The sequence below is a fragment of the Streptomyces platensis genome (assembly GCF_008704855.1).
Classification (GTDB): Bacteria; Actinomycetota; Actinomycetes; order Streptomycetales; family Streptomycetaceae; genus Streptomyces; species Streptomyces platensis.
This window is the reverse complement of the sequence record NZ_CP023691.1, coordinates 4,000,130-4,024,509: the sequence shown is the minus strand read 5'-3', so window position 1 is coordinate 4,024,509 and position 24,380 is coordinate 4,000,130. Positions and strand designations below refer to the sequence as shown.

The following is a 24,380-nucleotide window of genomic DNA, read 5'->3' as shown; positions in this document are numbered from 1 at the left end:
GGCGGACGTGCCGGACGCGACCGTACGCACCACCGTCGCCGCGGACTACTTCCAGGGCTACTCGGTCGTCGGGCTCATCGCCGTGATCGGTGTGCTCTTCGTCGCCGTGGCGTTCGGTGCCGGGCGGCTGCTGCGGCCCGTGGTACCGACGCCGGAGAAGCTGCTGACGTATGAGTGCGGTGTGGATCCGGTCGGTGAGGGCTGGGCGCACACCCAGGTCCGCTACTACGTCTACGCCTTCCTCTACGTCATCTTCGCCGTGGACTCGATCTTCCTGTTCCCCTGGGCAACGATCTTCGCCGCCCCCGGTTTCGGCGGCGTGACGCTGGTGGAGATGTTCATCTTCCTCGGCTTCCTCGCCGTCGGCCTGCTCTACGCATGGAAGAAGGGCGTCCTGGAATGGACGTGACCCCCGCCTCCAACGGCGCCGCGGCCGCGGGCGCCGCCCCCGAGTTCCTGCCGGAGCCGCGGCGCCTGGGCACCCTCGCCCGGCTCGCGCCCGAACCGATGAAGGTGGTCCTCAACTGGGGCCGCCGCTACAGCCTGTGGGTCTTCAATTTCGGCCTGGCCTGCTGTGCCATCGAGTTCATCGCCGCGTCCATGGCGCGCCACGACTTCATCCGGCTCGGCGTGATCCCGTTCGCGCCCGGCCCCCGCCAGGCCGACCTGATGGTCGTCTCCGGCACCGTCACCGACAAGATGGCGCCCGCGGTGAAGCGGCTCTACGAGCAGATGCCGGAGCCGAAGTACGTCATCTCCTTCGGGGCCTGCTCCAACTGCGGTGGCCCCTACTGGGACTCGTACTCCGTCACCAAGGGCGTCGACCAGATCATCCCGGTCGACGTGTACGTCCCGGGCTGCCCGCCGCGTCCGGAGGCGCTGCTCCAGGGCATCCTCAAGCTCCAGGAGAAGATCGCGCGCGAATCGCTGGGGGAGCGGTACGCGAAGGGCGGCGCGGCCCGGCCCTCGGCGGCCGCGCTGCGCAGCGGACTCGTCACGCCGCCCGCGCCGACGACGGCGGGGGAGGAGCCCCGATGAGCGAGCAGCCCGAGCAGCAGCCGAAAACCCCCGGGCAGCAGCCGGAGACCTCCGGGCAGACGACGCCCGCCGGGCAGACGACGCCCGCCGGGCAGACGACGCCCGCCGGGCAGACGGCGGCCCCCGAGCAGTCGGCGGCGCCGGACCCGGGTGAGCAGCCCGAGCAGCCCCCGGCCGAGCCGGCCGTCGGCTGGCTGCCGCGCCCCGCGAGCGAGATCTTCGGCCCCGGGGCCACCGCGGAGCTGGCGTACGACCTGCTGACCGTCGACGTCCCCGTGGACGGCTGGCTCACCGCGCTGACCGCCGCCCGCGACACCCTGGGGTGCAGCTTCTTCGACTGGCTGAGCGCGGTCGATGAGCCCGGCACCGGCTTCCGGATCTGCGCCCACCTCGCGGAGGTGACGCACCCCGGTACCGTCCACCGGCTGATCGTGCGGACGACCGTGCCGCACGACGCGGCCGCGCTGCCCACCGCCGTCGGTGTGTACGCGGGCGCGGGCTGGCACGAGCGGGAGACCCACGAGATGTTCGGGGTCGACTTCACCGGCCACCCGCACCTCGAACCGCTGCTGCTCCCGGAGAACTTCGAAGGGCACCCGCTGCGCAAGGACTTCGTGCTGGCGGCCCGGGTCGCCAAGGCGTGGCCCGGCGCCAAGGAGCCGGGCGAGTCCGAGCACGGCGGCCCCAAGCGGCGCCAGATGCTGCCCCCGGGCGTACCGGACCCGAACGAGTGGGGCCCGCTGAAGGGCCAGTTGCCGCCCGCGCCCGCACGTCCGGCGCGGGGCGCGCGGGCGGCCGGCGGAGCCGCGGGCGAGCGTCCGGCACGCCGTACCCGTACGGCGGCCGCGGGTTCGGCCGGCCAGCAGGCGGCGGCGGAGGGGACCGGAACTCCGGCGGCCCCGGCGCGTGCCGAGCGGCCCGAGCGCCCGGCACGGCGTACCCGTTCGGTGAGCGAGGGGTCGGCCGGCCAGCAGCGCGCGGCGGCGGAGACGGCTGCGGCGGACGCGGCGGCAGAGGCGGCGCCGGCGGCGGCAGCAGCCGCGGAGAAGCCTGCGGAAGCGGCGCCCCCGACCTCCTCCGACGCGCCCTGGCACCACGCCCGTCCGGCCTTCGACGAGCCGGAACGGAAGCCGGACGAGCCGAAGGCGGCACCCGAACGGAAGCCGGAGCCGGCGCCGAAGGCGGAAGCGGATTCCGAGTCGAAGCCGGAGCCCCGTAAGGCGGCCGAGCCGGACGCGCCGGAAGAGAAGCCGGAACCGGCCACCACTACGGAGCCGGAGCCCGAACCGGCCGCCACCCCCGAGCCCGACCCCAGCCCCCAGGACCCGGCAGGAGGCGACACCCCATGAGCGACGCTCTCGACATCGCGCTGCGTCTGCTCGCCGTCTTTGTCGTGTTTCTGGTCTTCCCCCTGGTCATCGGGCAGACCGAGCACAAGGTCATGGCCCATATGCAGGGCCGGCTCGGGCCGATGTACGCGGGCGGGTTCCACGGCTGGGCGCAGCTCGTCGCCGACGGTGTGAAGTTCGCGCAGAAGGAAGACATCGTGCCGGCCGGTGCCGACCGGCGGATCTTCCAGCTCGCGCCCGCCGTAGCGCTGCTGCCGTACCTCCTGGTCCTGGTCGCCATCCCGATAGGGCCGCACAACGCCGTCGGACAGGACCTGGACGCGGGCATCTTCTTCGTCCTCGCCGTCATGGGCGTCGGGGTGCTCGGCTCGCTGATGGCGGGCTGGGCCTCGGCGAACAAGTTCTCGCTGCTCGGCGGTCTGCGGACGGCCGCGCAGCTGCTGGCGTACGAGCTGCCGATGCTGCTCGCCGCGGCCTCCGTCGCGATGGCGGCCGGCACGCTCTCCCTGCCCGGCATCCTCGAGGCCTTCCACTGGTGGTGGGTGCCCTGGCAGATCGTCGGCGGCGTGGTCTTCTTCACCGCGGGGCTCGCCGAGCTCCAGCGGCCGCCGTTCGATATGCCGGTCGCCGACTCGGAGATCATCTTCGGTGCGTACACCGAGTACACCGGCCTGCGCTTCGCCCTCTTCCTCCTCGCCGAGTACGCGGGCATCGTCGTTCTCTCCGCGCTGACCGCCGTCCTCTTCCTGGGCGGCTGGCACGGCCCGTTCGGGGCCGACGGCCTCGGCTGGCTGTGGACCCTGCTGAAGACCGTGCTCCTCGCCTTCGGAGTCATCTGGCTGCGGGTGACCTACCCGCGGCTGCGCGAGGACCAGCTGCAGAAGCTCGCGTGGACGGTCCTCATCCCGCTCGCGCTCGCCCAGATCGCCCTCACCGGCGTCGTCAAGGTGGTGATCTCGTCATGAGCTTCCCCGGTTCCGGCCTCGCCAAGGGGCTGGCCGTCACCCTGCGGACGATGACGAAACGATCGGTCACCGCGCAGTACCCGGACGTCCAGCCCGACCTCCCGCCCCGTACCCGCGGCGTCATCGGGCTGTTCGAGGAGAACTGCACGGTCTGCATGCTGTGCGCCCGCGAGTGCCCGGACTGGTGCATCTATATCGACTCCCACAAGGAGACGGTGCCGCCGGCCGCCCCCGGAGGCCGTGAGCGCAGCCGCAATGTGCTGGACCGCTTCGCGATCGACTTCGCGCTGTGCATGTACTGCGGTATCTGCATCGAGGTCTGCCCCTTCGACGCGCTCTTCTGGTCACCGGAGTTCGAGTACGCCGAGACGGACATCCGTGAGCTGACCCATGAGCGGGACAAGCTCCGCGAGTGGATGTGGACGGTGCCCGAGCCCCCGGCGCTCGACCCGGCGGCTGAGGAGCCCAAGGAGCTCGCCGCCGCCCACAAGGCCGCGGACAAGCTCGCCGCCCAGCAGCAGGCCGAAGCCGAGGCCGCCCGGGCCGCGGCGGCGGAGCCGGACCAGGACCGACCGGACACCCCAGGGGAGGGACAGTGACGCTCGCCGCCACCGCAGCCGGCCAGGGCTTCCTCTCGCCCACGGGCGTGGAGGTCGCCTTCGTCCTCGTCGGCATCGCCACCCTCGGCGCGGCCGTCATCACCGTCACCACCAGGCAGCTGGTGCACGCCGCCCTCTGGCTGGTCGTCGCCCTCGGCGGGATCGCCGTCGAATACCTCCTGCTCACGGCCGAGTTCATCGCCTGGGTGCAGGTGCTGATCTACGTCGGTTCGGTCGTCGTCCTGCTGCTCTTCGGGCTGATGCTCACCAAGGCGCCCATCGGCCGCTCCCCGGACGCCGATTCGGGCAACCGCTGGGCCGCCCTCGCGGTGGCCCTCGCCTCGGCCGCCGCCCTGGTCTGGGTCGTCGTGGACGCCTTCCGGGCCACCTGGATCAGCTTCGAGGGCGCCGCCCAGGGCTCCACCGAAGCCTCCGGGCGCAGCCTCTTCCAGTACTGGGTGCTGCCCTTCGAGGCGCTGTCCGTGCTGCTGCTCGCCGCGCTCGTCGGGGCGATCGTGCTGTCCCGCAGGACCGGGGAGGGCAGGGCCGCGGCGGCGGACCTCAAGACCGGCGCCTTCCGCGCCCCCGCCCCGCGAGAGGAGCAGCGCTGATGCATCTCGTCTACCCGGCCGTCCTCGCCGTCCTGCTCTTCTGCACCGGGCTGTACGGCGTGCTCGCCCGCCGCAACGCGATCCTGGTGCTGATGTCCGTCGAGCTGATGCTCAACGCCGTCAACCTCAACCTCGTCGCCTTCGACGTCTGGCTGCGCGACACCCTGCACACCGGCCAGGCGCTCACCCTCTTCACCATCGCCATCGCCGCCGCCGAGATCGGCATCGGGCTGGCGATCGTGCTGCTCGTCTACCGCAACCGCGGCAGCTCCGACATCGACCGGCTCCGTGACCTCGCCGAGCAGGCGGGCGCCGGGGACGGGGACCCGCAGCCGGACACCACGGCGGAGGCCGCCGCGTGACCCTCACCACCACCGCCGTTCTCGTTCCCCTTCTGCCCTTCCTCGGGGCCGCCGCCGGCCTCCTCCTGGGCCGCCCACCCGTCTCCCGCCACCGCCCCGAGGAGCTTCGCGCTGTTCTGCATGCGCCCGGATTCGTCCGGCCGCTGGCCGTGCTGCCGACGCTGGCCGCGGCCGCGCTCGCGGTGACCGTCGCCATCGGACAGGACGGGGGCCCGGCCACCGATATCGCCACCCGGCTCACCCCGACCGGCTCGATCCCCATCGACCTGGCCCTGCACATCGACGGCTTCGCCGCGCTGCTCGCCGTCCTGGTGGGGATCGTGGCGTCCTGTGTGCAGATCTACTCCACCGCCTATCTGCGCGACGATCCGCGCTACCCCTCCTACGCCGCGCTGGTCTCGCTCTTCACCTCCGCGATGCTGCTGGTCGTCTACACCGGCGACCTGATGCTGCTGCTGGTCGGCTGGGAAGTCATGGGCATCTGCTCCTACTTCCTCGTCGGCCACTACTGGGAGACCGAGGCCGCCCGCGCTGCCTCCCTCAAGGCCTTCCTCGTCACCAAGCTCGGTGATGTCCCCTTCCTCTTCGGCATCTTCGCGCTGGCCGCCGACGCCGGGACCTTCCGCATCACCGGCATCCTCGGCACCGTCGCCAGTGGCGGCCTGGACCATCCGACGCTGATCGCGCTGCTGCTGCTCGCCGGTGTCGCGGGCAAGTCGGCGCAGTTCCCGCTGCACACCTGGCTTCCGGACGCGATGGCCGGTCCGACGCCCGTCTCGGCGCTGATCCACGCCGCGACGATGGTGGCGGCCGGTATCTATGTCGTGGCCCGTCTCCTCCCCGTCTTCGCCGCCTCCGCGGCCGCGCTGGTGGTGATGGCCGTCATGGCCGCGATCACCATGGTCGGCTCCGGTCTGGCCGCACTGGCCCAGGACGACATCAAGCGCGTCCTGGCCTATTCGACGGTCGGGCAGCTCGGCTACATGCTCGGCGCGCTGGCCGTCGGCGACCGCGGCGCCGCCGTCTTCCACCTCATCTCGCACGGTGCGTTCAAGGCCCTCCTCTTCCTCGGCGCGGGCGTGATCATCCACGCCGCGGGCACCAACTCGCTGGCCGCCATGTCCCGGATGAGCGGCCTGGCCCGGCGCATCCCGGACGCCTACTGGACCGTCACCGTCGGCCTGCTCGCGCTCGCCGCGATCCCCCCGTTCGCCGGCTTCTTCTCCAAGGAAGCCGTCCTGGGCGCCGCCGAGCACGCCGCCACCGGTGCGGCGCACGGCATCCCCGGCGCGGCCGGCTGGACCGTCCTGGTCTCCGGACTGCTCACCGCCCTCCTCACCGCGGCCTACGCCACCCGGCTGTGGCTGCTGGCCTTCAAGGGCACGGGCGTCGAAGCCCCCGACCACGGCCCGCAGCCGGTCGCCATGAACGCCGTGCTGTGGGTGCTCTTCCTCCCGACCGTCGCGCTCGGCCTCGCCGCCCCCCTCCTGCCCGGCTGGTTCGACGGGCGCTCGCTCGCCCCGACCCTGACCACCTCCGTCCTGGGCACCGGTGTCGCCCTCGTCGGCGGCCTGGTCACCTACGCGGCCTGGCGCCACACCACCGCCCTGGCCGCCCGCACCCCGATCGGCGCGGTCGTCACCGACCCGGACGCCCCGCCCGGGCTCGCCGAGGAGACGGCCATCGCCACCCACACGCCGGTCTACGGCAGCATCGCCGGCGCCCCGGACCCGGCCGACCCCGGCCGCCTCCTCCTCGGCCCGCTCCAGCCCCACGCCGCCGTCGGCTTCCACCTCGACGCCGTCTACTCCGCCCTGTTCGTCCGGCCCGTACGCGCCGCCGCCACGCTCGTCCGCTTCCTGGACCGCGAGGTCGTCGACACCTACGTCCGCGGTGCCGCCGCCACCCCCCGGTGGCTGGGCGCCGCCGTCCGCCGCGCCCAGACCGGGAACGTGCAGACCTACCTCGGCGCCCTGCTCGCGGGCTCACTCGTCCTGGCCGTCGCCGCCGTCCTCGTCGCCACGGGCACGGGGGCCTGACCGTGCTGCCATCCCCCGGGGGCCGACCCCCGCACCCCCACGGGGGCCGACCCCCGCACCCCCACGGGGGCCGACCCCCGCACCCCCAGCCGACAGCCTTCGTGGCCTGCCTCGCCGGAGCCGAACCCCGCAGGAGGGCCTGACCCGTGAATCACACCGCTATGCAGCTTCTCCTCGCGGCCGTCGTCGTCCTCCCCCTCGCCGGCGCGCTCGCCGCCCTGTTCCCGTCACGCCCGTCGCCCGACCACCACCCCGGCACGAAGCGCTCCGCGCTGCCCCTACCCCCCGGCCTGCGCGGCAAGAACCCCGACCAGGCCGTACTGCGCCACGGCGTGACCGTCACCGGTGTCGTGCTCGCCGCCTCGATCGCGCTGGCGATCGGCTTCGACCACGACCAGCCGGCCCGTATGCAGGCCACCACCGACATCAGCTGGATCCCGGCGCTCGACATCCGCATCCACCTCGGCGTCGACGGCATCTCGCTCCCCCTTGTCGTCCTGACCGCGCTGCTGACCTTCCTCTGCGCGCTCTACTCCTACTTCCACATGCCGACGGGCCCGTCTCCCAAGGCATTTGTGGCCCTGCTGCTCACTCTTGAGGGCGGCACCCTCGCCACCTTCGCCGTCCTCGACCTGATGCTCTTCTTCCTCGCCTTCGAGATGGTCCTCATCCCGATGTACTTCCTCATCGCCCGCTGGGGCGGGGCGGGAAAGCAGGCGGCGGCCTGGAAGTTCATCCTCTACACGCTGCTCGGCTCCGTCGTGATGCTGCTCGGCCTCCTCCTCATCGGCGTGAAATCCGGCACGTTCGACATGGTGGCACTCGCCACTGACAACGGGCCGAAAGACCGGCTCAGCCACACCGTTCAGCTGCTGGCGGTGCTCGCGGTCGGAATCGGACTGGCCGTCAAGTCCCCGATGTGGCCGCTGCACAGCTGGCTGCCCGACGCGCACACCGCCGCCCCCACCGTCGGCTCGGTGCTGCTGGCCGGTGTGCTGCTGAAGATGGGCACCTACGGCTTCGTGCGGATCGCGCTGCCCATCACGCCCGAGGGCATGCAGACCTTCGCGCCGTACCTCGCCGCGCTGGCCGCCGTCGGCATCATCTACGGCTCGCTCGCCTGCCTCGCCCTGGTCCGCAAGGGCGCCAAGGGCGACCTCAAGCGTCTGATCGCCTACAGCTCCGTCGGCCACATGGGCTTCGTCCTGCTCGGCATCGCCAGCATGACCCCCACCGGCGTCAACGGCGCGCTGTTCGCCAACATCGCGCACGGCCTGATCACCGGCCTGCTCTTCTTCATGGTCGGCGCCCTGAAGGACCGCACCGGAACCACCGACCTCGACGCTCTGGCCGGGACCACCGGTGCCGCCCTCTACGGCAAGGCGCCCCGCTTCGGCGGTCTGCTCGCCTTCGGCGCCGTCGCCTCCCTGGGCCTCCCCGGACTCGCCGGGTTCTGGGGCGAGATGCTGGCCATGTTCGGCGCCTTCCAGCCGGCCGCCGGCCTCAGCCGCCCGGCCTTCCTGACGTTCATGGTGCTGGCCGGCCTCGGCACCCTGCTGACCGCCGCCTACCTGCTGCTCGTCGTCCGCCGCGTCTGCATGGGCGGCACCCCGCACCTCGCCCCGACCGCCCCGCTCGGCAGCGCCGACCCGGCCGGCGAGGACCCGTCCGGACAGCCCGCACCGGCCCCCGCCGTCCCCGACATCGCGCGCTACGAATACGCGGCCTGGTCCCCCCTCGCCGTCCTCACCGTCCTTGCCGGACTGTGGCCCGCGGCCCTCCTCGGCCTCACCGACCCGGCCGTCCAGCAGCTCCTCGGAGGCGGTAAGTGATGAGTTCGATCACGCCCCTGGTCCAGTCCGTCGACTGGCTCGCCCTCGCGCCGCCCACGCTCACCGCGGCCGTCGCCCTGGTGGTGCTCGTCGCCGACCTCTTCCTCCCGGCGGCCCGCAAGCCGCTGCTGGGCTGGATGGCCACGGCAGGGCTCGCGGCCTCCGCGCTGCTCCTGCTGCCGCTCCTGGGCGGCGGCCGCCGCACCTTCTGCCTGCCCGCCCACCCCGACGTGTGCAGCTATGTGGCCGACCCGTTCGCCCTGGTCATCCAGTTCCTGGTGCTCGGCGGGGCGCTGCTGACCGCCCTGCTGTCCATCGACACCGTCAAGGACCAGGGCCTGCCCACCGGCGAGTACTGGTTCCTGCTGCTCTCCTCGGCGGCCGGCGCCGCCCTGCTGCCCGCCTCCCGGGACCTCGCCACCCTCGTCATCGCCCTCGAAGTGGCCTCGCTGCCCGCCTTCGCCCTCGTCGGGCTGCGGCGCGGCGACCGGCTCTCCTCCGAGGCGGCGCTGAAGTTCTTCCTGTCCTCGGTGGCCGCCACCGCGGTGATGCTGCTCGGCGTGAGCTTCCTGTACGCGGCCACCGGCAGCCTGCACCTCTCCCAGGTGGCGCACGCGCTGACCGCGCTGCCCGACCCGCGGCTGGCCACTCTGGCGAGCGCCGGCGCCGCGCTCACCCTCGTCGGCTTCGCCTTCAAGACGGCCGCCGCCCCGTTCCACTTCTGGGTGCCGGACACCTACGTCGGCGCACCGCTGCCCATCGCCGGCTACCTCTCCGTGGTCGGCAAGGCCGTCGGCTTCTCCGGCCTGATCCTCGTGACGGTCCAGGGCTTCCCGTCGTACGCGGACGTCTGGGGCCCGGCGCTGGCCGTCCTCGCCGCCCTCACCATGACCGTCGGCAATGTCGCGGCCGTCCGCCAGGACGCCCGCCGCGCGCGCAGCGCCGTCCGCCTGCTCGCCTGGTCGTCGGTCGGTCAGGCCGGCTACCTCCTGGTGCCGATCGCGGCGGCCGGCTACACCAGCGACCCGGCGCACGCCATCGGCTCCACCGTCGCCTACGCCCTGATGTACGCGGCCGTGAACCTCGGCGCCTTCGCCGTCGCCGCCCTGGTGGCCCGTACGAGCCCCGCCAACCGCATCATCGACTACCGGGGCCTGTACGCCCGCCGCCCGCTGGCCGCGCTCGCCCTGGGCTTCTTCCTGCTGTGCCTGGCCGGCCTGCCGCCGGGCATCATCGGCCTGTTCGCCAAGGTCACGGTCTTCTCCGTGGCCGTCGACGCGGGCCTGGCCTGGCTCGCGGTGATCATGGCGATCAATGTCGTGATCGCGCTCTACTACTACCTGAAGTGGACCACGGTCCTCTTCCGGGGAACCGGGGCGACCGAGGCCGCGCCCGCGACCGCCCCGGCGGAGCAGCAGCCGACCCGCGCCGGGATCCCGGCCGCCCTCGCCACCGCCATCGCCCTCGCCACCGTCCTCGGCATCGTGCTCTCCGGCGCCCCGCAGCTCGTCCTGCGCTTCGCCTCCGGGGCGCTGCTCTAACCGGCCGGCCGGCGGATACCCGCCCGCTCCGGCCCGCTCCCGGCGGCACGGAGCGGCCCCCAGACCGCCCGTACGGCGGCGGGCTCCACCGGGCGCCACTCCGTGCCCCGCCCGGCCCGCCATGCGCGCACCGGGGAACCAGGCTCGTTCATCTCGCGTTGACCAGTGAGTAAGGATCCACTGGAGCGTGGAGAACGCAGCACAGGGTTCCCCTGCCGCACCGCTTGGAGGGCGTACCGTGCACCGCCGGCACAACGGGCTCAGGACCGCCGTACTCCTCGGGGGACTGTCCGCCCTCATCATCGTCATCGGCAGCCTGTTCGGCCGTACGGGCCTGATCATCGCCGTCGTCGCCGCCCTGGGCACCAACGCCTACGCGTACTGGAACAGCGACAAGCTCGCCCTGCGGGCCATGCGCGCCCGCCCGGTCAGCGAGTTCGAGGCCCCACAGCTCTACCGCATGGTCCGCGAGCTCTCCACCACGGCCCGCCGGCCCATGCCGCGCCTGTACATCTCCCCGACCCAGGCGCCCAACGCCTTCGCCACCGGCCGCAACCCCCGCAACGCCGCGGTCTGCTGCACCGACGGCATTCTCCAGCTGCTCGACGAACGTGAGCTGCGCGGCGTCATCGGCCATGAGCTCAGCCATGTCTACAACCGCGACATCCTCATCTCCTCGGTCGCGGGCGCACTGGCCTCCGTCGTGATGTTCCTCGTCAACTTCGCCTGGCTGATTCCCCTGGGCCGTTCCGACGACGACGAGGGCCCCGGCCTCCTGGGCATGCTGCTGATCATGATCCTCGGGCCGGTCGCGGCCGGGATCGTCCAGCTCGCCGTCAGCCGCTCCCGTGAGTACCAGGCGGACGCCTCGGGCGCCCAGCTCACGGGCGACCCGCTGGCCCTGGCCTCCGCCCTGCGCAAGCTGGAGACGGGCACCCGGCAGCTTCCGCTGCCGCCCGAGCCGAGGCTGGAGACCGCCGGCCACATGATGATCGCCAATCCGTTCCGGGCGGGCGAGGGCATGACCCGGCTCTTCTCCACCCACCCCCCGATGCGCGAGCGCATCGCCCGTCTGGAACGGATGGCGGGCCCCCGCTCCTGACGGACCACGGGCACCGGGGGAACGGTGGCCGCCGCGTGCCGCCCGCCGCATGATGAACGCAACGCAACGCTTCACCCGGCCCAGGGCGTCTTGCCCGGCAGTTACGTTCTCCGCCGTGCCCGTGGAAGGCTGCTGATCATGAAGTTCATCCTCAACATCCTCTGGCTGGTCCTCAGCGGCTTCTGGATGGCGCTCGGCTATGTGCTCGCGGGCATCATCTGCTGCATCCTCATCGTCACCATCCCGTTCGGCATCGCGTCCTTCCGGATCGCCGGCTACACCCTGTGGCCCTTCGGCCGGACGACCGTGGTGCGCCATGACGCCGGTGCCGGCTCGGCGATCGGCAACGTCATCTGGATCATCTTCGCGGGCTGGTGGCTGGCCCTGGGGCACATCGTCACCGGCCTCGCCCTGTGCGTGACGATCATCGGCATCCCGTTCGGCATCGCCAACTTCAAGCTGATCCCGATCTCCCTGATGCCGCTGGGCCGCGACATCGTCCCCACGGACGAGCCCTTCGCGACGCGCTGACCGCCCGCCCCACCCGGCCCCTCACCCTCGGCCCGTACGAGCCCCCGAGGGGCCCGCCGCCCCACAGGACCGCTCGGTTCCCCGCCCGATACACCGGTGGGGCGGCACGCCGCAGCGCGCCGCCCCATCCTGTGGCACCCGGAAACCGGGCTCCTACCGGTAGTTCACGAACTGGAGCGCGAAGTCCAGGTCCTTGCCCTTCAGCAGCTGCTGCACCGCCTGAAGGTCGTCCCGGCTCTTCGAGCTGACCCGCAGCTCGTCGCCCTGCACCTGCGCCTTGACGCCCTTCGGGCCCTCATCGCGGATGATCTTGGCGACCTTCTTCGCGTTGTCCTGCGAGATCCCCTCCTCGATCGAGGCGAAGATCTTGTACTCCTTGCCCGAGGCCTGCGGCTCGCCGGCGTCCAGCGCCTTCAGGGAGATCCCACGCTTGACCAGCTTGGACTGGAAGATGTCGAGTACCGCCTTCACCCGCTCCTCGGCGTTGGCCCGCATCTCGATCTTCTCGCCCGACCACTCGATCGACGCGCCCACGCCCTTGAAGTCGTAGCGCTGCGAGATCTCCTTGGCGGCCTGGTTGAGGGCGTTGTCGACCTCCTGCCGCTCTACCTTCGAGACGATGTCGAAACTGGAGTCGGCCATGTTGAGTTGGCTCCTCGTACCTAGATCCGTCAGGGGTGCGGCCCGTCCCCGGACCGCCTGCCAAGCCTAGCCACCCGGCCAAGATCCAGCGCTCCCGAATCGAGTGGCGAACCACCCCCAGCCATCGGGTATGGTTTACGTCGTTGCCACGGAGCACCGCCCCACAGCGGCTCTCCCGGCAGCAAACCCAGGCGGTGTGCCCGAGCGGCCAAAGGGAGCAGACTGTAAATCTGCCGGCTCAGCCTTCCCAGGTTCGAATCCTGGCGCCGCCACAGGTGAGAAGGGGCCCGTGACCAGCGTAAAAGCTGGCCGCGGGCCTCTTTTTCGTTGTCGCCGCCGGAAGATCCGCTATGGGTGGCATGCCCCACTCTGTCTCACCCTGTTTCGCGTACTGACCAGCGCGTGTGGGGCACGTGTGGGGCAGCCCCACGGGGCTAGCTCCCACCCTTCAAGGCAGCCTCGATGCGGGCATTCGCCGCGGCAGCCGCGCCATCCAGGCACTTTGCGTAGACGCGGAAGAGCACGGCCACGCTGTGGCCAGCACGTGCCGCCACCACCTGCGGCTCCACTCCCGAGCTGAGCCAGGTTGAGACCGCCGCGTGGCGAAGGTCATAAGGGCGTTTGGCCAGCGGTGATGCGTGCTGGGCGGGGGTGAGGGCCCGGCGTCGCGCTTCCGCCCAGACTTCGCCATACCCGGTGTCCTGGATGAGCCCTCCGCGCTGTGTACGGAACACGCGACCGTCAGGCGCCACCCCGTAGGCCGTGACGTGCCAGCGCAACAGGGCGACCAGGTCAGGCGGGATGGGGACCACGCGGACCGCCTTGCGGGGGCGATGCTTCAGGCCACGCCTGTCGTGGGATTCCCCGTTGTCCGTCCAAGCGGCACCCGATCGTGGGCGGGTCTCCCTGAGGCGCAGAGTGCCCCAGCCTCGGCGTGGGAGGTCGCAGTCCTCTGCCCGCAGCCCGATCACTTCGGCCGGCCGCGCCGCCGCGTAGTACATGCACCCGAAAAAGGCCACCAGGCGTCGCCCGCGGGGGCTCTGCGACCGCACAGCGGCGAGTAGGGCCGACGCCTGGCGAGGATCCGGCACGGCGGCGAGGTCCAGTTCCTCCTCCACCTGCTCAGGCGCCTTCCACTGGACTTGCGGCAAGGGGTTGCCCGCCAGGCGTTCGGCGTCGACCGCGTAGCCGAGAGCGTTGTGGAAGATGGCCCGCTTTCGTCGGATGGTCCCAGCTGCGGCCGTCGTCCCGTCCAGCTTTTTCGTCAGCGCGATGAGAGCTGTCCGCACGTGCATCCGGTCTGCCAGTGCCGACGTGGGCAGAGACTTTCGCTCGAACCAGTCCAGGACCTTCGCCACGTCGGTGGGTGGCTTCTCGTCGTGACGATTCATGTTGAAGGCCCAGCCATACAGGGCCGCGCGGACCGTCCTGGCGTCGGCCATGCCCTTGGTATCCCTGACCAGGGCGGGGGTAACCGTCGCCATGGCCTCGGCCAGCGTCCTCCGGGTCGAGCCCGGGGCGTACGGCCACTTCATCGCGATGTAGTCGCGGGCGTGCTGGTACCAACTCACGTCGTTCCGGTCGCGGAGTTCCCTGAGGGGAACGCCGGTCGCTTCGTCGAAGGGCTCTCCCTCGTGAACCGCACGCATCAGCTCGGCGCGGCGGCCGTCAGCGAGGGTCTTGGTCTGAAAGGTCTGTGAGTGCGGGGTGTCGCCGGTTTTCCAGCGCAGTTCGGCTGACGCCTGTTTGCGGTCCTTGCGCTGCCGAACAGCCCAGATACGAACGTCGTACGTCTTGCCCATGCGGGGCCTTTCGCTGAAAGGGGCCCGGCACATGCCGGGCCCCTTGTGGAACGTCGGGGAGGTTCAGGCGGCGGCGGACTGCTCGCAGGCTGCCCACCACTCATCGAGGTCTGCTCGGCTGACCCGGAGGTGGCCGTTCGGGAGTTTGCTGATCTTGGGCGCCTTGCCGCGGGCGCGCATGCGGTAGAAGGCAGCGCGGCTCATGTCGATCTCTTCGAGAACTTCGGGGAGCTTGAGCATCTTGGGGCGTGCCACGGAAGCGACTCCTTCATGCGGGAGCGGGGTAGTGGAGCCTGCGACTGGGGTTGGACTTGGGTCTTGTCGAGAGCCCGCGTGTGTCCGAGGTGCGGATTTCTGCGTCATTGCGTCATTAGCGTCACTTAGGCTTTTGACCTGCGGTTTTGTGTGACGCAGTGGTCTGGGGGTGCGTCATCGGCGCGTCATGGGCTGCGTCATCCGGTGACGCAGATGACGCAGGATGACGCAGAGACCGCCGTCTGCGTCATGGCTATAGCCGCAGGTCAAGGGCTGTTTTTCCGCCTGGATGACGCGGATGACGCAGCGTCTTCCCTCTTAGGACAAAGAGAGGGGGGTGGTGTCTGTTGTGGTGCGGTGCGCCTTACAGCGTGAAGAAGGAGCCGCTGCGCGGCGCGACCTTTGGGCGGCGTTCCGCCGAACAGCAAGAAGAGCACGCCGCGCCCGGGGTGCTCTTCTTGCTTGTCCCGGCGAGCGCGCTGCGGGTCAGAACGCTCCCTGCTGCTCGTGTGGGGGCGAGGTGGCCTGGCGGGTCATTTCGAGGTAGCGGCCCTCGCTGGTGCGGCCGGTGTCGATGAGGACACCGCGAGCGGCCAGGGTCGGTTGGAGGCGCTTGAGGCGGTCGGAGAGGACTTTGCCGGTGGTCGGCCAGCCCTTGGGTAGGGGGCGCAGGTCGTCGCTGCTGTAGAGGCGACTGAGGCAGTGCAGCCACTCAGTGGAGGTCATGCGCTGGTCTGCGCCCGGTTCGATGCTGTCGGCGTGCTTGAGGACGGTCTGCGCGAGGAGGTCGCCCTCGATCACGTCGTCGTTGAGGTCGTCCAGGCTGGCTCGGTAGGCGGTGAGTGCTCCGAGGCCGGTTGCCGCGTCGAGCTGCGCGCACAGGTGCGCGAAGTCCGCCATCCGCAGGTCGGTGGGGGTCTCCGCCTCGGCGGCGCGCACCTTGACCGTGAGGTCGAGGAGGGATCCGAGGATCACGGGCAGAACCTCTGCGTACTCCGCCCACAGTTCCGCTTCGGTGCGCCGGACGCGGGGCCGCTCCAGCCGCAGGGGCAGGAGCCGTTCGGCGAGGTCGGGGCGGATGACGCCGACGTCGATGCCGGTCAGGAGCAGGGGGCGGCGGTAGCGGGCGCGGTGAACGTCCCCGTCGGTGAACAGGGCGCGTTTGACGTTTTCGATGCCGGTGACGATGCAGCACATGGCGTCGGACAGGTCCGGGGTCATGTGGGAGAGGTTGTCCAGGGCGGTGACCCAGCCGGCGGCCACGGCCGCGGTCAGGTTGTCCTCGTCCTTCGGGGGGCGGCGCAGGTCGCTGCTCATGCCCTCGATGATCCGCAGGAGCATGCGCCCTGCGGTGGATTTGCCGGCGCCCTGGGGGCCGGTGAGGAAGGGGGCGGGGACGGGCACGGACGGGCCGAGGCAGCCGATCAGCCAGGCGATGGCCAGGCATTCGGTCTCCGCGGTGGCGAAGTTGCAGAGCCTGAGCAGCAGGTCGATGCCCTTGTCGTCGGTGTCTTTGGCCGGCAGGGGGAGTTCCCCGGTGAGTTGGGTGCGTCGCCAGCACACTTCGCGCGGGTCGGGGATGGCGATGTCCCAGCCGGTGGGGTGGATGCGGACGGACTGACCGTCGGTGCGGCCCAGGTCCAGCCACGTTGCCCCGTCGAATCCGGGGGCGACGCGGATGTGGACGGCCTGGGTGTCCTCGGTCAGCGCGAGTGCTTCGATCAAGTCCAACGCCTCCTTGAGCGCGGTCCCGTTGAACACGCCGCGCCCGTCGCGGAACAGGCCGACCATGAGTTCCTGGCGGTGGCTGCCCGTGGTGCCCTGGGAGCGGATCGGGCGGGCGACGGGGTGGCCGTTCTTCTGCGCGTACACGGTCCCGTCGGCGGTGCGGAAGTACCGGAAGTGGGATTGCGCGTAGTCGGTGATGACCTCGCGGGCCGGGTTCTTCTCGTCCTCGGACATGGCTCACATCCCCAGTGCGGTGCGGGCGTTGGTCCACGCGTCCGTGCAGTGCCGGACGGTCTCGCCCTTGGCCTGCGCGGCGGCGAACAACCGGGCCATGTGGGCGTCGGTCAGGCAGCCGCACCGGCCGTGCGTGGACAGGACGGCGAGGAAGGTGCGGTAGACGGTGGTGTGCACCGCGCTGCTCGCCTCGGAGATGCGCTGCTCAGCCATCGCGATGCCACGGGCCAGATAGGTGGGCGTGCGGTGGCGGCACTCCCCGCCCCCGACCGGCACGGGCACGGCCACGGCGCGCGCGACGGGGGCCGGAGCCTTGACGATCAGAGCGCGCACGACGTCCGGCAGGGCGGTCATGGAGCCAGCGCCGCGCCCGAGCCACCGGGCGTAGGTCATGGTCGACTTGATGTCGACGTCATCGCGGACCGCGTTCGCGGACTGCATCGCGCCCCGGTAGATCCAGTGCTCGCCCCGCGTGGTCGCGACGGTGCGGGTGGCGGGGAGCGTCCGACGGGCCCAGGTGACGGCTTCGGCGTCGTCGAGGTCGACGACGGTCAGCCCTGCACCGCCGGGGTGGTAGGCCACCGCCTGAGCCTGCGTCCAGGCCGACGCCCATCCGGGCCCGGTGAGGGTTGTGAGGTCGGTGGTTGCGGCGGCCCAGGCGTGGCAGGGTGCCGGGCACGTGCAGGGGCCGGGGTTCTTCATGTTCGGCCGGCCACCGCAGGCGTTCTTGGCGCATGCCGGGCAGTTGCCGAAGGGGACCTTGCCCTTGCGCAGCGGCAGCACGGGCAGGCCGTAGTTCGCGAGGCGGAGAGCCGTGCGCAGATGCTCGCTCATGCCGCCACCTCCAGCGCGGCCTGGGCGAGGAAGGCGCGACCGATGTGCTCGCTGTAGGCGGGCGGGATGGCCTCGGTCAGCTCCTCGCGCACGTCGGTCCACGTGATGCCCATCGCCTGCTGCATTTCCGGAACGGTGGCCTTGCCCCCGCCGGCCCCGTAGGGGGCGACGTAGGGCCCGTCGCGGTAGACGCCGTGCCGATAGCCGCGCACGTACCCCCGGTGCTTGGGGTGTGCCGGCTGCGGCATCGTCCAGCCACCCAGCTCGAAGTTGCGGTGCCGCAGAACACCGAGGTGGAACATCTCTCCGCACAGCCACAGGTCGCGGCGGACGGGGGCTTTGCCGGTGGGCTGCTCGATGACGTAGGGCAGGCCGGTGGCGTCGAGGAGGGTGCGGAGTGCGGGGATGAGCTGGACGTGCTTGCGTCCCCAGCCGCGCGCCGTGTTGGTGCCGATGGTGAGGGCGCATCCGGCCTGGCACGGCGGGGAGGTGTGCACCGCTGCGAACCGGGCGATCTCCCCCGACGCGATCAGGCCGGCGAGGTATTCGAGCGCGTCGGCCCGGACGAACGGGTGCGGGTAGTTGGGGCGGTCGACGATGTCGACGCCGATCACGTCGAATCCGGCCCGGTGGTAGCCGGCGGCCGCGCCGCCGGCGCAGCAGAACAGATCCAGCAGTAAGGGCCGGTGGTCGTCTCGCCGAATGTCGGTGGGTTGGGTCATGCTGGAGACCTCCATAGGTCTGATCAGGACTGGAGACCAGGGCGGGCCGCTTCTCGCCAAAGACCGCGGCCCGCCCTAGCCATGGCTAGGAGTGGAAAGGCTCGGGGCTGGTGTCCTGCTGGGCGTGCCAGAGGGCGTACTGCTGGCGGACGTAGGCGCGCGGGTCGTAGTCCCGCCGCGCCTGGTCCAGGTCGAGGAGCATGACGGCCGCGGCGTCAGCTTCCTCGGCCGCGTGGGCGGCGCCCGGCTGGTTGTCGAGGTGTGCGATGCCCAGGGCGATGCGGTCCAGCACCGCGGCGTGGCGCAGGTACCACTCCCGATCCAGGCCCTCGTCCGCCCACTCGTTGGCGGTACGGGTGGCCCAGTCGCTCTCGCTGTTGATGCTCGGCGCCGCGGCGTACGCCTGGTCCGGGGAGGGCCACGTCTGGGTGCGGTGGTAGGTGGCGAGTTGGGCGTCTAGGCCGTCGTCGTCTCCGCTGTCGCGGTAGCGGCCGTACGGGGCGCCCTGGGGGCCGGGGATCTTCGCGACGATGGTGCGGGCTTCGGTGACCATCTCGTCGGGGGTGGGCAGCACGCCGCAGAAGAGGTCGACGATCCAGTCCAGGCCGCCTTGCGAATCGTCGTCTCCCCATCCGGCCATCCAGCCTCGGTCTTCCCTCCACAGGAGGTTGACCTCGGTGTCGTCGCCGTAGGCGGGGGCGGTGATCTGGCGGTCGAACTCCAGGTGGGCGTCTCGGGGGTCGGTGTCGTCGGCGTTCCAGTCGACGACGGTCAGGCCGGCCGCGTCGAGGGCGTTGGCGATCGCCTCGATGTACGGGACGTGCGAGATGTACGGGGTGGGTTCGCTCATGCGGTGCTCCTAGCGGTGGTTGATGGTTCCGTTGGCGCGGCCGAGGAAGCCGGTGGCGGTGATGTGCTGGGTGATGTGGGGGCGCTCAAGGCGTGCGCGGATGGCGCTGATGACTTTGCCGAGCAGGGAGGCGGCGGCCATGGCGCAGGCGGCGCCGCCGGCGGCGATGACGGCGAGGGTGTAGAGGGCGGGTTCGAGGTAGGGGCCCCAGGCGGCGGTCTGTCCGATGCCCCATCCGGCGAGGCCGACCGCTCCGCCGGTGCTGAGGGCGAGGGCGCTGTAGCGCCACACCCATGCCGGTACGGCCGGTGCGGCGGGCGGCGCCGGGCGTGCCCAGGCCGGAGGCGGCGGCGAGAACTGGGCGGCGCGGCGGTGCTCTTCTTCGCGGATGTGCTGCCAGATGGCCGCCAGGTCGGCGGGGTCTGCGGCCGGCCGCGCCGATGCGGTCTGGGTATCGGCCAGTTCGGGGGCGGGGCGGGGCCGGGGTACGGCGGGGGTGTTGGAGGCGGTCAGGAGGCGGGTGGTGTCGGCGTCGAGGAGGCGGCAGATGTCGGTGTGGTCGAGGGCTTGGGAGATCTCGGTGTAGCTCAGCGGGGTGAGCGGCATGGCGGCCGTCCTATCCGAGGGAGTGGCCGAGGGCGGCGATGGCTTTGGCGAGGGAGGTGAAGAAGCTGTTGATGGCGGGGGCGGCGCCGCTGGTGGCGAGGAAGTAGCCGAGGCAGGCGGCGACGAGGGCGCCGCCGAGGCGCAGGTAGCGGGTGTGGAGCATCACCGCGGTGATGACGAGGGTCAGGACGATGCCGCTGATCGAAAGCACCATGACGGGGTCACTTTCTGTCGTGTGAGCGGGTTTCGGCGTGGGAGTCCCACGCGCGCCGAGGGAGAGCCCCAGAGGCCGTCAGGTGGGCGTTCAGGGGCTCTTGAGGGCATGTTTTTTGTGGGACTCCCACGTCCACACATGCAGGTCACCGGCCCCCACAGGCGTGTGGGAGTCCCACAGCGTGTGGGGGTGTGTGGTGGGGCGGCGTGTGGGGGCCCCACCACGTGCAGTGTGGTTACTGTCCGTTGCGGACGGTGTAGGCGCGGATGGCGGCGGCGAGGGTCTCGGCGGTGTAGCCGGACTTGGATTCGCCGTCCGCTCCGGCGCGGACGGTGCCCTTGCCGGGGCGCTCGATGCCCACCTCGCGCAGCAGCTTGCCCAGTTCGGTGCCGAGCACGAGCGAGTCCATGCCCAGCGGCTCGGCGAGGTCGGCGGTGTGCATCCGGCCGCCCGCGGCCACGACGGCGTTGTGGGCGTCGGCCAGGAGCTGCGGGACGGGGTTGGGCCGGTCGGCCGGGACGCCGGCCTGCTGGACGACCCGCCCGAACTCGGCCCGGATCACCTGCGACTCGTCAGCGCCCGCCCTCTGTCCGGTGTCCGCTGCGGGAGCGGCGAGCAGGGCCGCCAGTGCATCCGATCCGAACCGCGGCCGGGCCGGGGCGCTCTCGCTTCCCGCGGCCGGAGCGATGGAGTCGGTGGTCTTGCGGGGCTTGCCGCTGGTGGTGACGGGAAGGCCGGTGGCCGCGTCCAGCGGCGGCCACAGGATGTCCATGTCGGTGTAGGGGTGGGTGGTGGGGCTGAGCTTCTTGGTCTTGTAGAGGCGGGGAAGGATGCGGCCCCAGCGGCTGGCGTAGTAGCGGCCCGGTTCGGTCTCCAACGTCACCGCGTCCACGACCGGGCGCCGCTCGGCCAGCTGCGGGGCGATGGCGTTGATGACCCGGGGCTTGATCCGAAAGCACTTGAACGAGCCCGGCTGGGAGTCGACATCGTCCTCATCCGGCGCGGACAGGAACCCCGACCCCTTGTGGGCCGCGGACCTCGGGTCGAGCCTGCCACTGCCGGTGGGGAAGAGGTGGTGCAGCTCCTCGGGATCCGAGACGCGCATGCCGATCCGGACCCGGGACTGCTTCTTCATCGCGGCGGTGATGACGTCCTGGGTGGCGCGCAGGCCGGAGATGACCGTGCGGACGCGGGCGGCGCGGCCGGTGTCGACGACGCTGTCGAGCTTGGCCAGGATCTCGTAGGGCAGCTCGGCGATCTCGTCGACGACGAGGATGATGGCCGGCACCTCGGGGCTGACGGGGATCTTGTCGTCGTTCGCCTCGTGCATCAGGTCCTGGTAGGCCGCCTTGCGCGTGTTGATCGCGGCGATGGCCACATCCAGCATGATGTGCGCTTCTTCGACGGTGTCAGCGGTCCAGTCGATGAGCGGGACGTCGCTCGTGCCGTCGATGGCCCAACTGCGCAGCCACGGCAGGCTGATACCGGCACCCGTGACGTCCAGGTGCCACACAACGGCATCGACGGTGCGCAGGGCCTGGGCGTTGGTGACGTTGATGAGGTTGGACTTGCCGGAGCCGGTCTGGCCGATCTCCAGGGCGCAGACATCCGCCAGCGGGAAGTCAGCGGGCTCGCCGTCGGTCAGCAGCCCGATCTGCATGCGCTGGTAGATGCTGGTGGCGGACAGGTCGTCGGGGAAGTCGATGGTCTCGGCAAGAACGTCCTTGGCCGTGACGCGGATGTGGAGTTCGCCGTAGACCTCGCCGTCAACGATCTGGATGCCGCCGCCCTTGGGCAGGCGCAGGTCCACCGCCAGCTTCCGGATCGCGTCCGCGGGCAACTCCGGGGTGTCGGAGGGCATCCGGACGCGGACGGTGTAGCCGACGTCGCCGGTCCAGGGCTTGACGCCTTCCACCTCGTGCTCCTCCAGGCGGAAGAGGCGGTGCAGACGCTCGTGCCACTCCTTGGCCTGGTCGTTGGCCCACTTCTGAAGGCGCCTGCTGGCCCGCTCGGTGCGGGCGCTCTGCTCGGCGCGGACCAGGCCGCGCGCCAGCGTCATCCCGGCCGCGGTCCCGGCCGCCCACCATCCGGTGGCGCCCCAGGTCAGGGCGGTGTGCCCGGCGAGGGTGACGGCCGTCCAACCGCCGGTGGCCAGCCAGGCCGCGCACCGGGCGGCGGTGTGGCCGGCGGGGCGGCGCTGGTAGAGGTCGGCACCGGCCTGCGCGGCAGCTCCGACACCGCTGACCAGCAGGGCGTAGGAGGCGGGCAGGCCGGTGGCCGCGCCAACCGTGGCGACGCTGTAGGCGCCGCCCGCCACCAGGGCGGCGGTGGTGGCGGGGGTGGTGCTCCAGGCCCAGTCCAGGGCCGGGGCGTTGCTACTAGCCATTGAGTTCGGCTCCTCGGTGTCGCGTGGCGGGAGGGAGCGCCGTGGGCCGGACACCTGTCGGTGTCCGGCCCACGGTGATCGGGTTGGCGCTGGTCAGACGTCCCACATGGCTTCGGACTCCTCGCCGTTGCGGGGCGCCTCGTGACGGGAGATGTCCGGGGCGTGCAGGCGCCTGAAGTTCGGCATCAGGTCCTGCGCCGCGCTCGCCGCCTTCATCAGCAGCATGTGGACATCGGCGAGAGCGTCCACGACGGCCTTGTCGACCGGGTACCGCTCGTTGCTGCGCACCTGGAGCAGCTGCACGGCGGCGGCCACGTTCTCGATGCCGCCGGGGATGCCCTCGAACTCGGCCGCGACCTGCTTCATGTGACCGGGCTCGTAGCGGGCGTAGACGTGCGCCACGTCCTGCGTCACCGCGACGAAGTGCGAGGGCTGACGCTGCGAGAACGAGCCGTCCTGGCGGCGCTCCAGGATGTTCCACATGTGCTCGCCCGGCCGGGGCTCCTCGTAGCGGCGCAGGTCGTGTTCGTGGACCTTCGCGAACAGCGGGCCGACCTCGGCAGCCTTCTGCGCGGCCTGGTGGAGCAGGGAGTAGACCTGGGCCACCAGGTCCGCCATGCGGGCATCGGCCGGGTACTTGTCGGCGACGTTGACCGCCAGCTGCCGGATCGCCTCACCGGTCGAGGTCAGCCCCTCCGGCAGGCCCCAGTACTCGGCGGCGACCGCCAGCATCATCGGCGGCTCGTAGCGGGCGTAGGCGTCGCGGACGCCTTCGGTCTCACGCTGGAAGACGGACACCAGATTCCCTCCAAAATGATCGCCCGGCCACGCGAACTCCCCGCCCGGTCCGACGGTGGCGCGGCGGCCGGGCTCGGCGAAGTCGGTCAGCACGTCCGGCCGGACCGCGGCGGCGTACTTGTCCTTCGCCGAGCGCATCAGCTTGGCGAAGGCCCACTTGGCGGCCTTGGGGCCCCAGCGGGTGAAGCGGGCACCCCAGGGCTTGCCGCTCCGCGGCGCCAGGTGCAACCACCGCAGCACCCCGCCGCACGTGGCGGCCACGCCCCGCAGGATCAGACCCGGCACCGACACGAGCGCTCCGAGCGCTCCGGCCAGCAGGCCGGCACGGGCCGCCCGCAGAAGGAACGGCACCGCTGCCCTGCCCCTCTTTGCCAGCGCCCGCCGGGCACTGCGAATCCGCTCCCCCAGCCGCGCCAGCAGCGGCGGGGCCGCTGACTGCACCTGGTTGGCCAGGCGGAGATAGCCGCTGCGGACGGCGTCCCGAACGGACTGCATCCGCGGGGACTCCCACGCCCCAGCCGCCTTGCGCCCGGCTGCCGCGACACCACGGGCCGCGGCGCGTGCAGCGCGGCCGGTGGCTGCGGCCACCGTCGACCGCGCCCCCTGCGAACGGCCAGCAGACGGCTTCGACAACGACCCGCCAGCGTCCAGCCCCCTGCTGGCAGGGCCCGTGGTACCGCCCTGACGGCCCGCGAGACGGGACAACAGCCCGCCCGCACCGCCCGGACGGTGCTGCCCACCACCGGACTGCCCCGCCCCGGCAGCACCCCGGCCAGCAGAGGCGACCTTGCCCGCGGAGGAGCGGTGCCGGTCGGCCATTCCCGTGGAGGACTGGCCTGCGCCGCCGCGGGGAGTGTGGCGATGGGCGGCAGGGCTGCGGAGGGTCGAGGCTCCCGTGCTGCTCGCTCCGAGAGCACTGCCCCGGCGCTGACGGCCGATACCGCCCGCTCCACCCGAACGCGAACCAGAGCCAGAGGAGCCAAGAGAGTTACCGGCCCGGTGCGATCGGCCCGCGCTGCCCAGGCGGCCGCTGTGGAACCCGCGGGCACGACCCGGACCGCGCTTGCTCCGGGATCTGGCCGTCGCCACGCCTGCCGCGGTAAGGGCAGCGCCGCCGACGACCACGCCGGCCGCCGTCAGCGCCCCGGTCAGCCCGGTTGCCGAGTACAGGGCCGCGGATCCGGTCGAGAGGGCTTCCGCGCCGAACACGGCTGCGGGCAGCGCCCGCAGGCGATGGGCCGCGCGCGTCTGGGTGGGCGTCTCCACCTCGGCCGGAGCCTGGGTGAGGGTGAACTCGATCGGTACGGATGCGCCGTCAACTTCGGCGGTGGTGGTGGCGG

At 71.7% G+C, this 24,380-nt stretch carries 23 protein-coding genes and 1 tRNA gene; 13 read left to right on the top strand and 11 right to left on the bottom strand.

Annotated elements, in window-relative coordinates; genetic code table 11:
* Positions 1-7: 7 nt before the first annotated feature.
* The 12 genes from CP981_RS17690 to CP981_RS17635 all read left to right on the top strand — a co-directional run bounded on the left by CP981_RS17690 (position 8) and on the right by CP981_RS17635 (position 11,969).
* Positions 8-409: an NADH-quinone oxidoreductase subunit A gene (locus CP981_RS17690; protein ID WP_176740708.1), complete on the top strand. Its 402-nt coding sequence runs from the start codon at positions 8-10 to the stop codon at positions 407-409.
* Positions 400-1,038 carry an NADH-quinone oxidoreductase subunit B gene (locus CP981_RS17685; protein ID WP_085924422.1) on the top strand — a complete coding sequence of 213 codons (639 nt, stop codon included), beginning with the start codon at positions 400-402 and terminating at the stop codon, positions 1,036-1,038. The genes CP981_RS17690 and CP981_RS17685 overlap by 10 nt, the downstream gene beginning before the upstream one ends.
* Entirely contained in the window at positions 1,035-2,387 is a 1,353-nt protein-coding gene (locus tag CP981_RS17680; RefSeq protein WP_208852946.1) for an NADH-quinone oxidoreductase subunit C, read from the top strand. The genes CP981_RS17685 and CP981_RS17680 overlap by 4 nt, the downstream gene beginning before the upstream one ends.
* On the top strand, positions 2,384-3,352 hold the full coding sequence (locus CP981_RS17675) for a complex I subunit 1/NuoH family protein (protein WP_085924423.1): 969 nt from the start codon (positions 2,384-2,386) through the stop codon (positions 3,350-3,352). The genes CP981_RS17680 and CP981_RS17675 overlap by 4 nt, the downstream gene beginning before the upstream one ends.
* The gene (locus tag CP981_RS17670; protein WP_085924424.1) at positions 3,349-3,951 is read left to right on the top strand and encodes a NuoI/complex I 23 kDa subunit family protein; all 603 of its coding nucleotides are present in this window, start codon (positions 3,349-3,351) and stop codon (positions 3,949-3,951) included. The genes CP981_RS17675 and CP981_RS17670 overlap by 4 nt, the downstream gene beginning before the upstream one ends.
* Positions 3,948-4,562, top strand: a complete 615-nt coding sequence (locus tag CP981_RS17665) for an NADH-quinone oxidoreductase subunit J family protein (RefSeq protein WP_085924425.1) — start codon at positions 3,948-3,950, stop codon at positions 4,560-4,562. The genes CP981_RS17670 and CP981_RS17665 overlap by 4 nt, the downstream gene beginning before the upstream one ends.
* Entirely contained in the window at positions 4,562-4,924 is a 363-nt protein-coding gene (gene nuoK / locus CP981_RS17660; protein WP_042155798.1) for an NADH-quinone oxidoreductase subunit NuoK, read from the top strand. The genes CP981_RS17665 and nuoK overlap by 1 nt, the downstream gene beginning before the upstream one ends.
* Positions 4,921-6,963, top strand: coding sequence for an NADH-quinone oxidoreductase subunit 5 family protein (locus CP981_RS17655; protein WP_085924426.1), 2,043 nt, complete (start codon positions 4,921-4,923; stop codon positions 6,961-6,963). Before nuoK ends, CP981_RS17655 begins: the two co-directional genes overlap by 4 nt.
* A gap of 161 nt (positions 6,964-7,124) precedes the next feature.
* On the top strand, positions 7,125-8,795 hold the full coding sequence (locus CP981_RS17650) for a complex I subunit 4 family protein (RefSeq protein WP_085924427.1): 1,671 nt from the start codon (positions 7,125-7,127) through the stop codon (positions 8,793-8,795).
* Positions 8,795-10,336 carry an NADH-quinone oxidoreductase subunit N gene (locus tag CP981_RS17645; RefSeq protein WP_085924428.1) on the top strand — a complete coding sequence of 514 codons (1,542 nt, stop codon included), beginning with the start codon at positions 8,795-8,797 and terminating at the stop codon, positions 10,334-10,336. Before CP981_RS17650 ends, CP981_RS17645 begins: the two co-directional genes overlap by 1 nt.
* 238 nt (positions 10,337-10,574) lie before the next feature.
* A complete protein-coding gene (gene htpX, locus CP981_RS17640; protein ID WP_085924429.1) occupies positions 10,575-11,438 on the top strand; it encodes a zinc metalloprotease HtpX in 864 nt (287 codons plus the stop codon).
* A gap of 138 nt (positions 11,439-11,576) precedes the next feature.
* Positions 11,577-11,969 carry a YccF domain-containing protein gene (locus tag CP981_RS17635; protein ID WP_085924430.1) on the top strand — a complete coding sequence of 131 codons (393 nt, stop codon included), beginning with the start codon at positions 11,577-11,579 and terminating at the stop codon, positions 11,967-11,969.
* 153 nt (positions 11,970-12,122) lie between these two features.
* Here CP981_RS17635 and CP981_RS17630 read toward each other — a convergent pair whose 3' ends face one another.
* On the bottom strand, positions 12,123-12,611 hold the full coding sequence (locus CP981_RS17630) for a YajQ family cyclic di-GMP-binding protein (RefSeq protein WP_018090929.1): 489 nt from the start codon (positions 12,609-12,611) through the stop codon (positions 12,123-12,125).
* Between the two features lie 190 nt (positions 12,612-12,801).
* Here CP981_RS17630 and CP981_RS17625 point away from each other — a divergent pair.
* Positions 12,802-12,883 (top strand) — tRNA-Tyr (locus CP981_RS17625).
* Positions 12,884-13,045: 162 nt separating this feature from the next.
* Here the strand turns inward: CP981_RS17625 and CP981_RS17620 are convergent.
* The 10 genes from CP981_RS17620 to CP981_RS17575 all read right to left on the bottom strand — a co-directional run bounded on the left by CP981_RS17620 (position 13,046) and on the right by CP981_RS17575 (position 23,535).
* Complete coding sequence (locus CP981_RS17620) at positions 13,046-14,413, bottom strand: tyrosine-type recombinase/integrase (protein WP_085924431.1); 1,368 nt, start codon at positions 14,411-14,413, stop codon at positions 13,046-13,048.
* Between the two features lie 63 nt (positions 14,414-14,476).
* On the bottom strand, positions 14,477-14,668 hold the full coding sequence (locus CP981_RS17615) for a helix-turn-helix transcriptional regulator (RefSeq protein ID WP_085924432.1): 192 nt from the start codon (positions 14,666-14,668) through the stop codon (positions 14,477-14,479).
* Between the two features lie 486 nt (positions 14,669-15,154).
* Positions 15,155-16,630, bottom strand: a complete 1,476-nt coding sequence (locus CP981_RS17610) for an ATP-binding protein (protein WP_085924433.1) — start codon at positions 16,628-16,630, stop codon at positions 15,155-15,157.
* 3 nt (positions 16,631-16,633) lie between these two features.
* Positions 16,634-17,464: a bifunctional DNA primase/polymerase gene (locus CP981_RS17605; RefSeq protein ID WP_085924434.1), complete on the bottom strand. Its 831-nt coding sequence runs from the start codon at positions 17,462-17,464 to the stop codon at positions 16,634-16,636.
* Complete coding sequence (locus tag CP981_RS17600; protein ID WP_085924455.1) at positions 17,461-18,186, bottom strand: DNA cytosine methyltransferase; 726 nt, start codon at positions 18,184-18,186, stop codon at positions 17,461-17,463. Before CP981_RS17600 ends, CP981_RS17605 begins: the two co-directional genes overlap by 4 nt.
* 85 nt (positions 18,187-18,271) lie before the next feature.
* Positions 18,272-19,036, bottom strand: coding sequence for a DUF6292 family protein (locus CP981_RS17595; protein WP_085924435.1), 765 nt, complete (start codon positions 19,034-19,036; stop codon positions 18,272-18,274).
* Between the two features lie 9 nt (positions 19,037-19,045).
* Positions 19,046-19,642, bottom strand: coding sequence for a hypothetical protein (locus tag CP981_RS17590; protein ID WP_085924436.1), 597 nt, complete (start codon positions 19,640-19,642; stop codon positions 19,046-19,048).
* Between the two features lie 10 nt (positions 19,643-19,652).
* Positions 19,653-19,856 carry a hypothetical protein gene (locus tag CP981_RS17585; protein WP_085924437.1) on the bottom strand — a complete coding sequence of 68 codons (204 nt, stop codon included), beginning with the start codon at positions 19,854-19,856 and terminating at the stop codon, positions 19,653-19,655.
* Between the two features lie 235 nt (positions 19,857-20,091).
* A complete protein-coding gene (locus CP981_RS39165) occupies positions 20,092-22,242 on the bottom strand; it encodes a hypothetical protein (RefSeq protein ID WP_085924438.1) in 2,151 nt (716 codons plus the stop codon).
* A gap of 93 nt (positions 22,243-22,335) precedes the next feature.
* On the bottom strand, positions 22,336-23,535 hold the full coding sequence (locus tag CP981_RS17575) for a hypothetical protein (RefSeq protein ID WP_085924439.1): 1,200 nt from the start codon (positions 23,533-23,535) through the stop codon (positions 22,336-22,338).
* Positions 23,536-24,380: the final 845 nt, after the last annotated feature.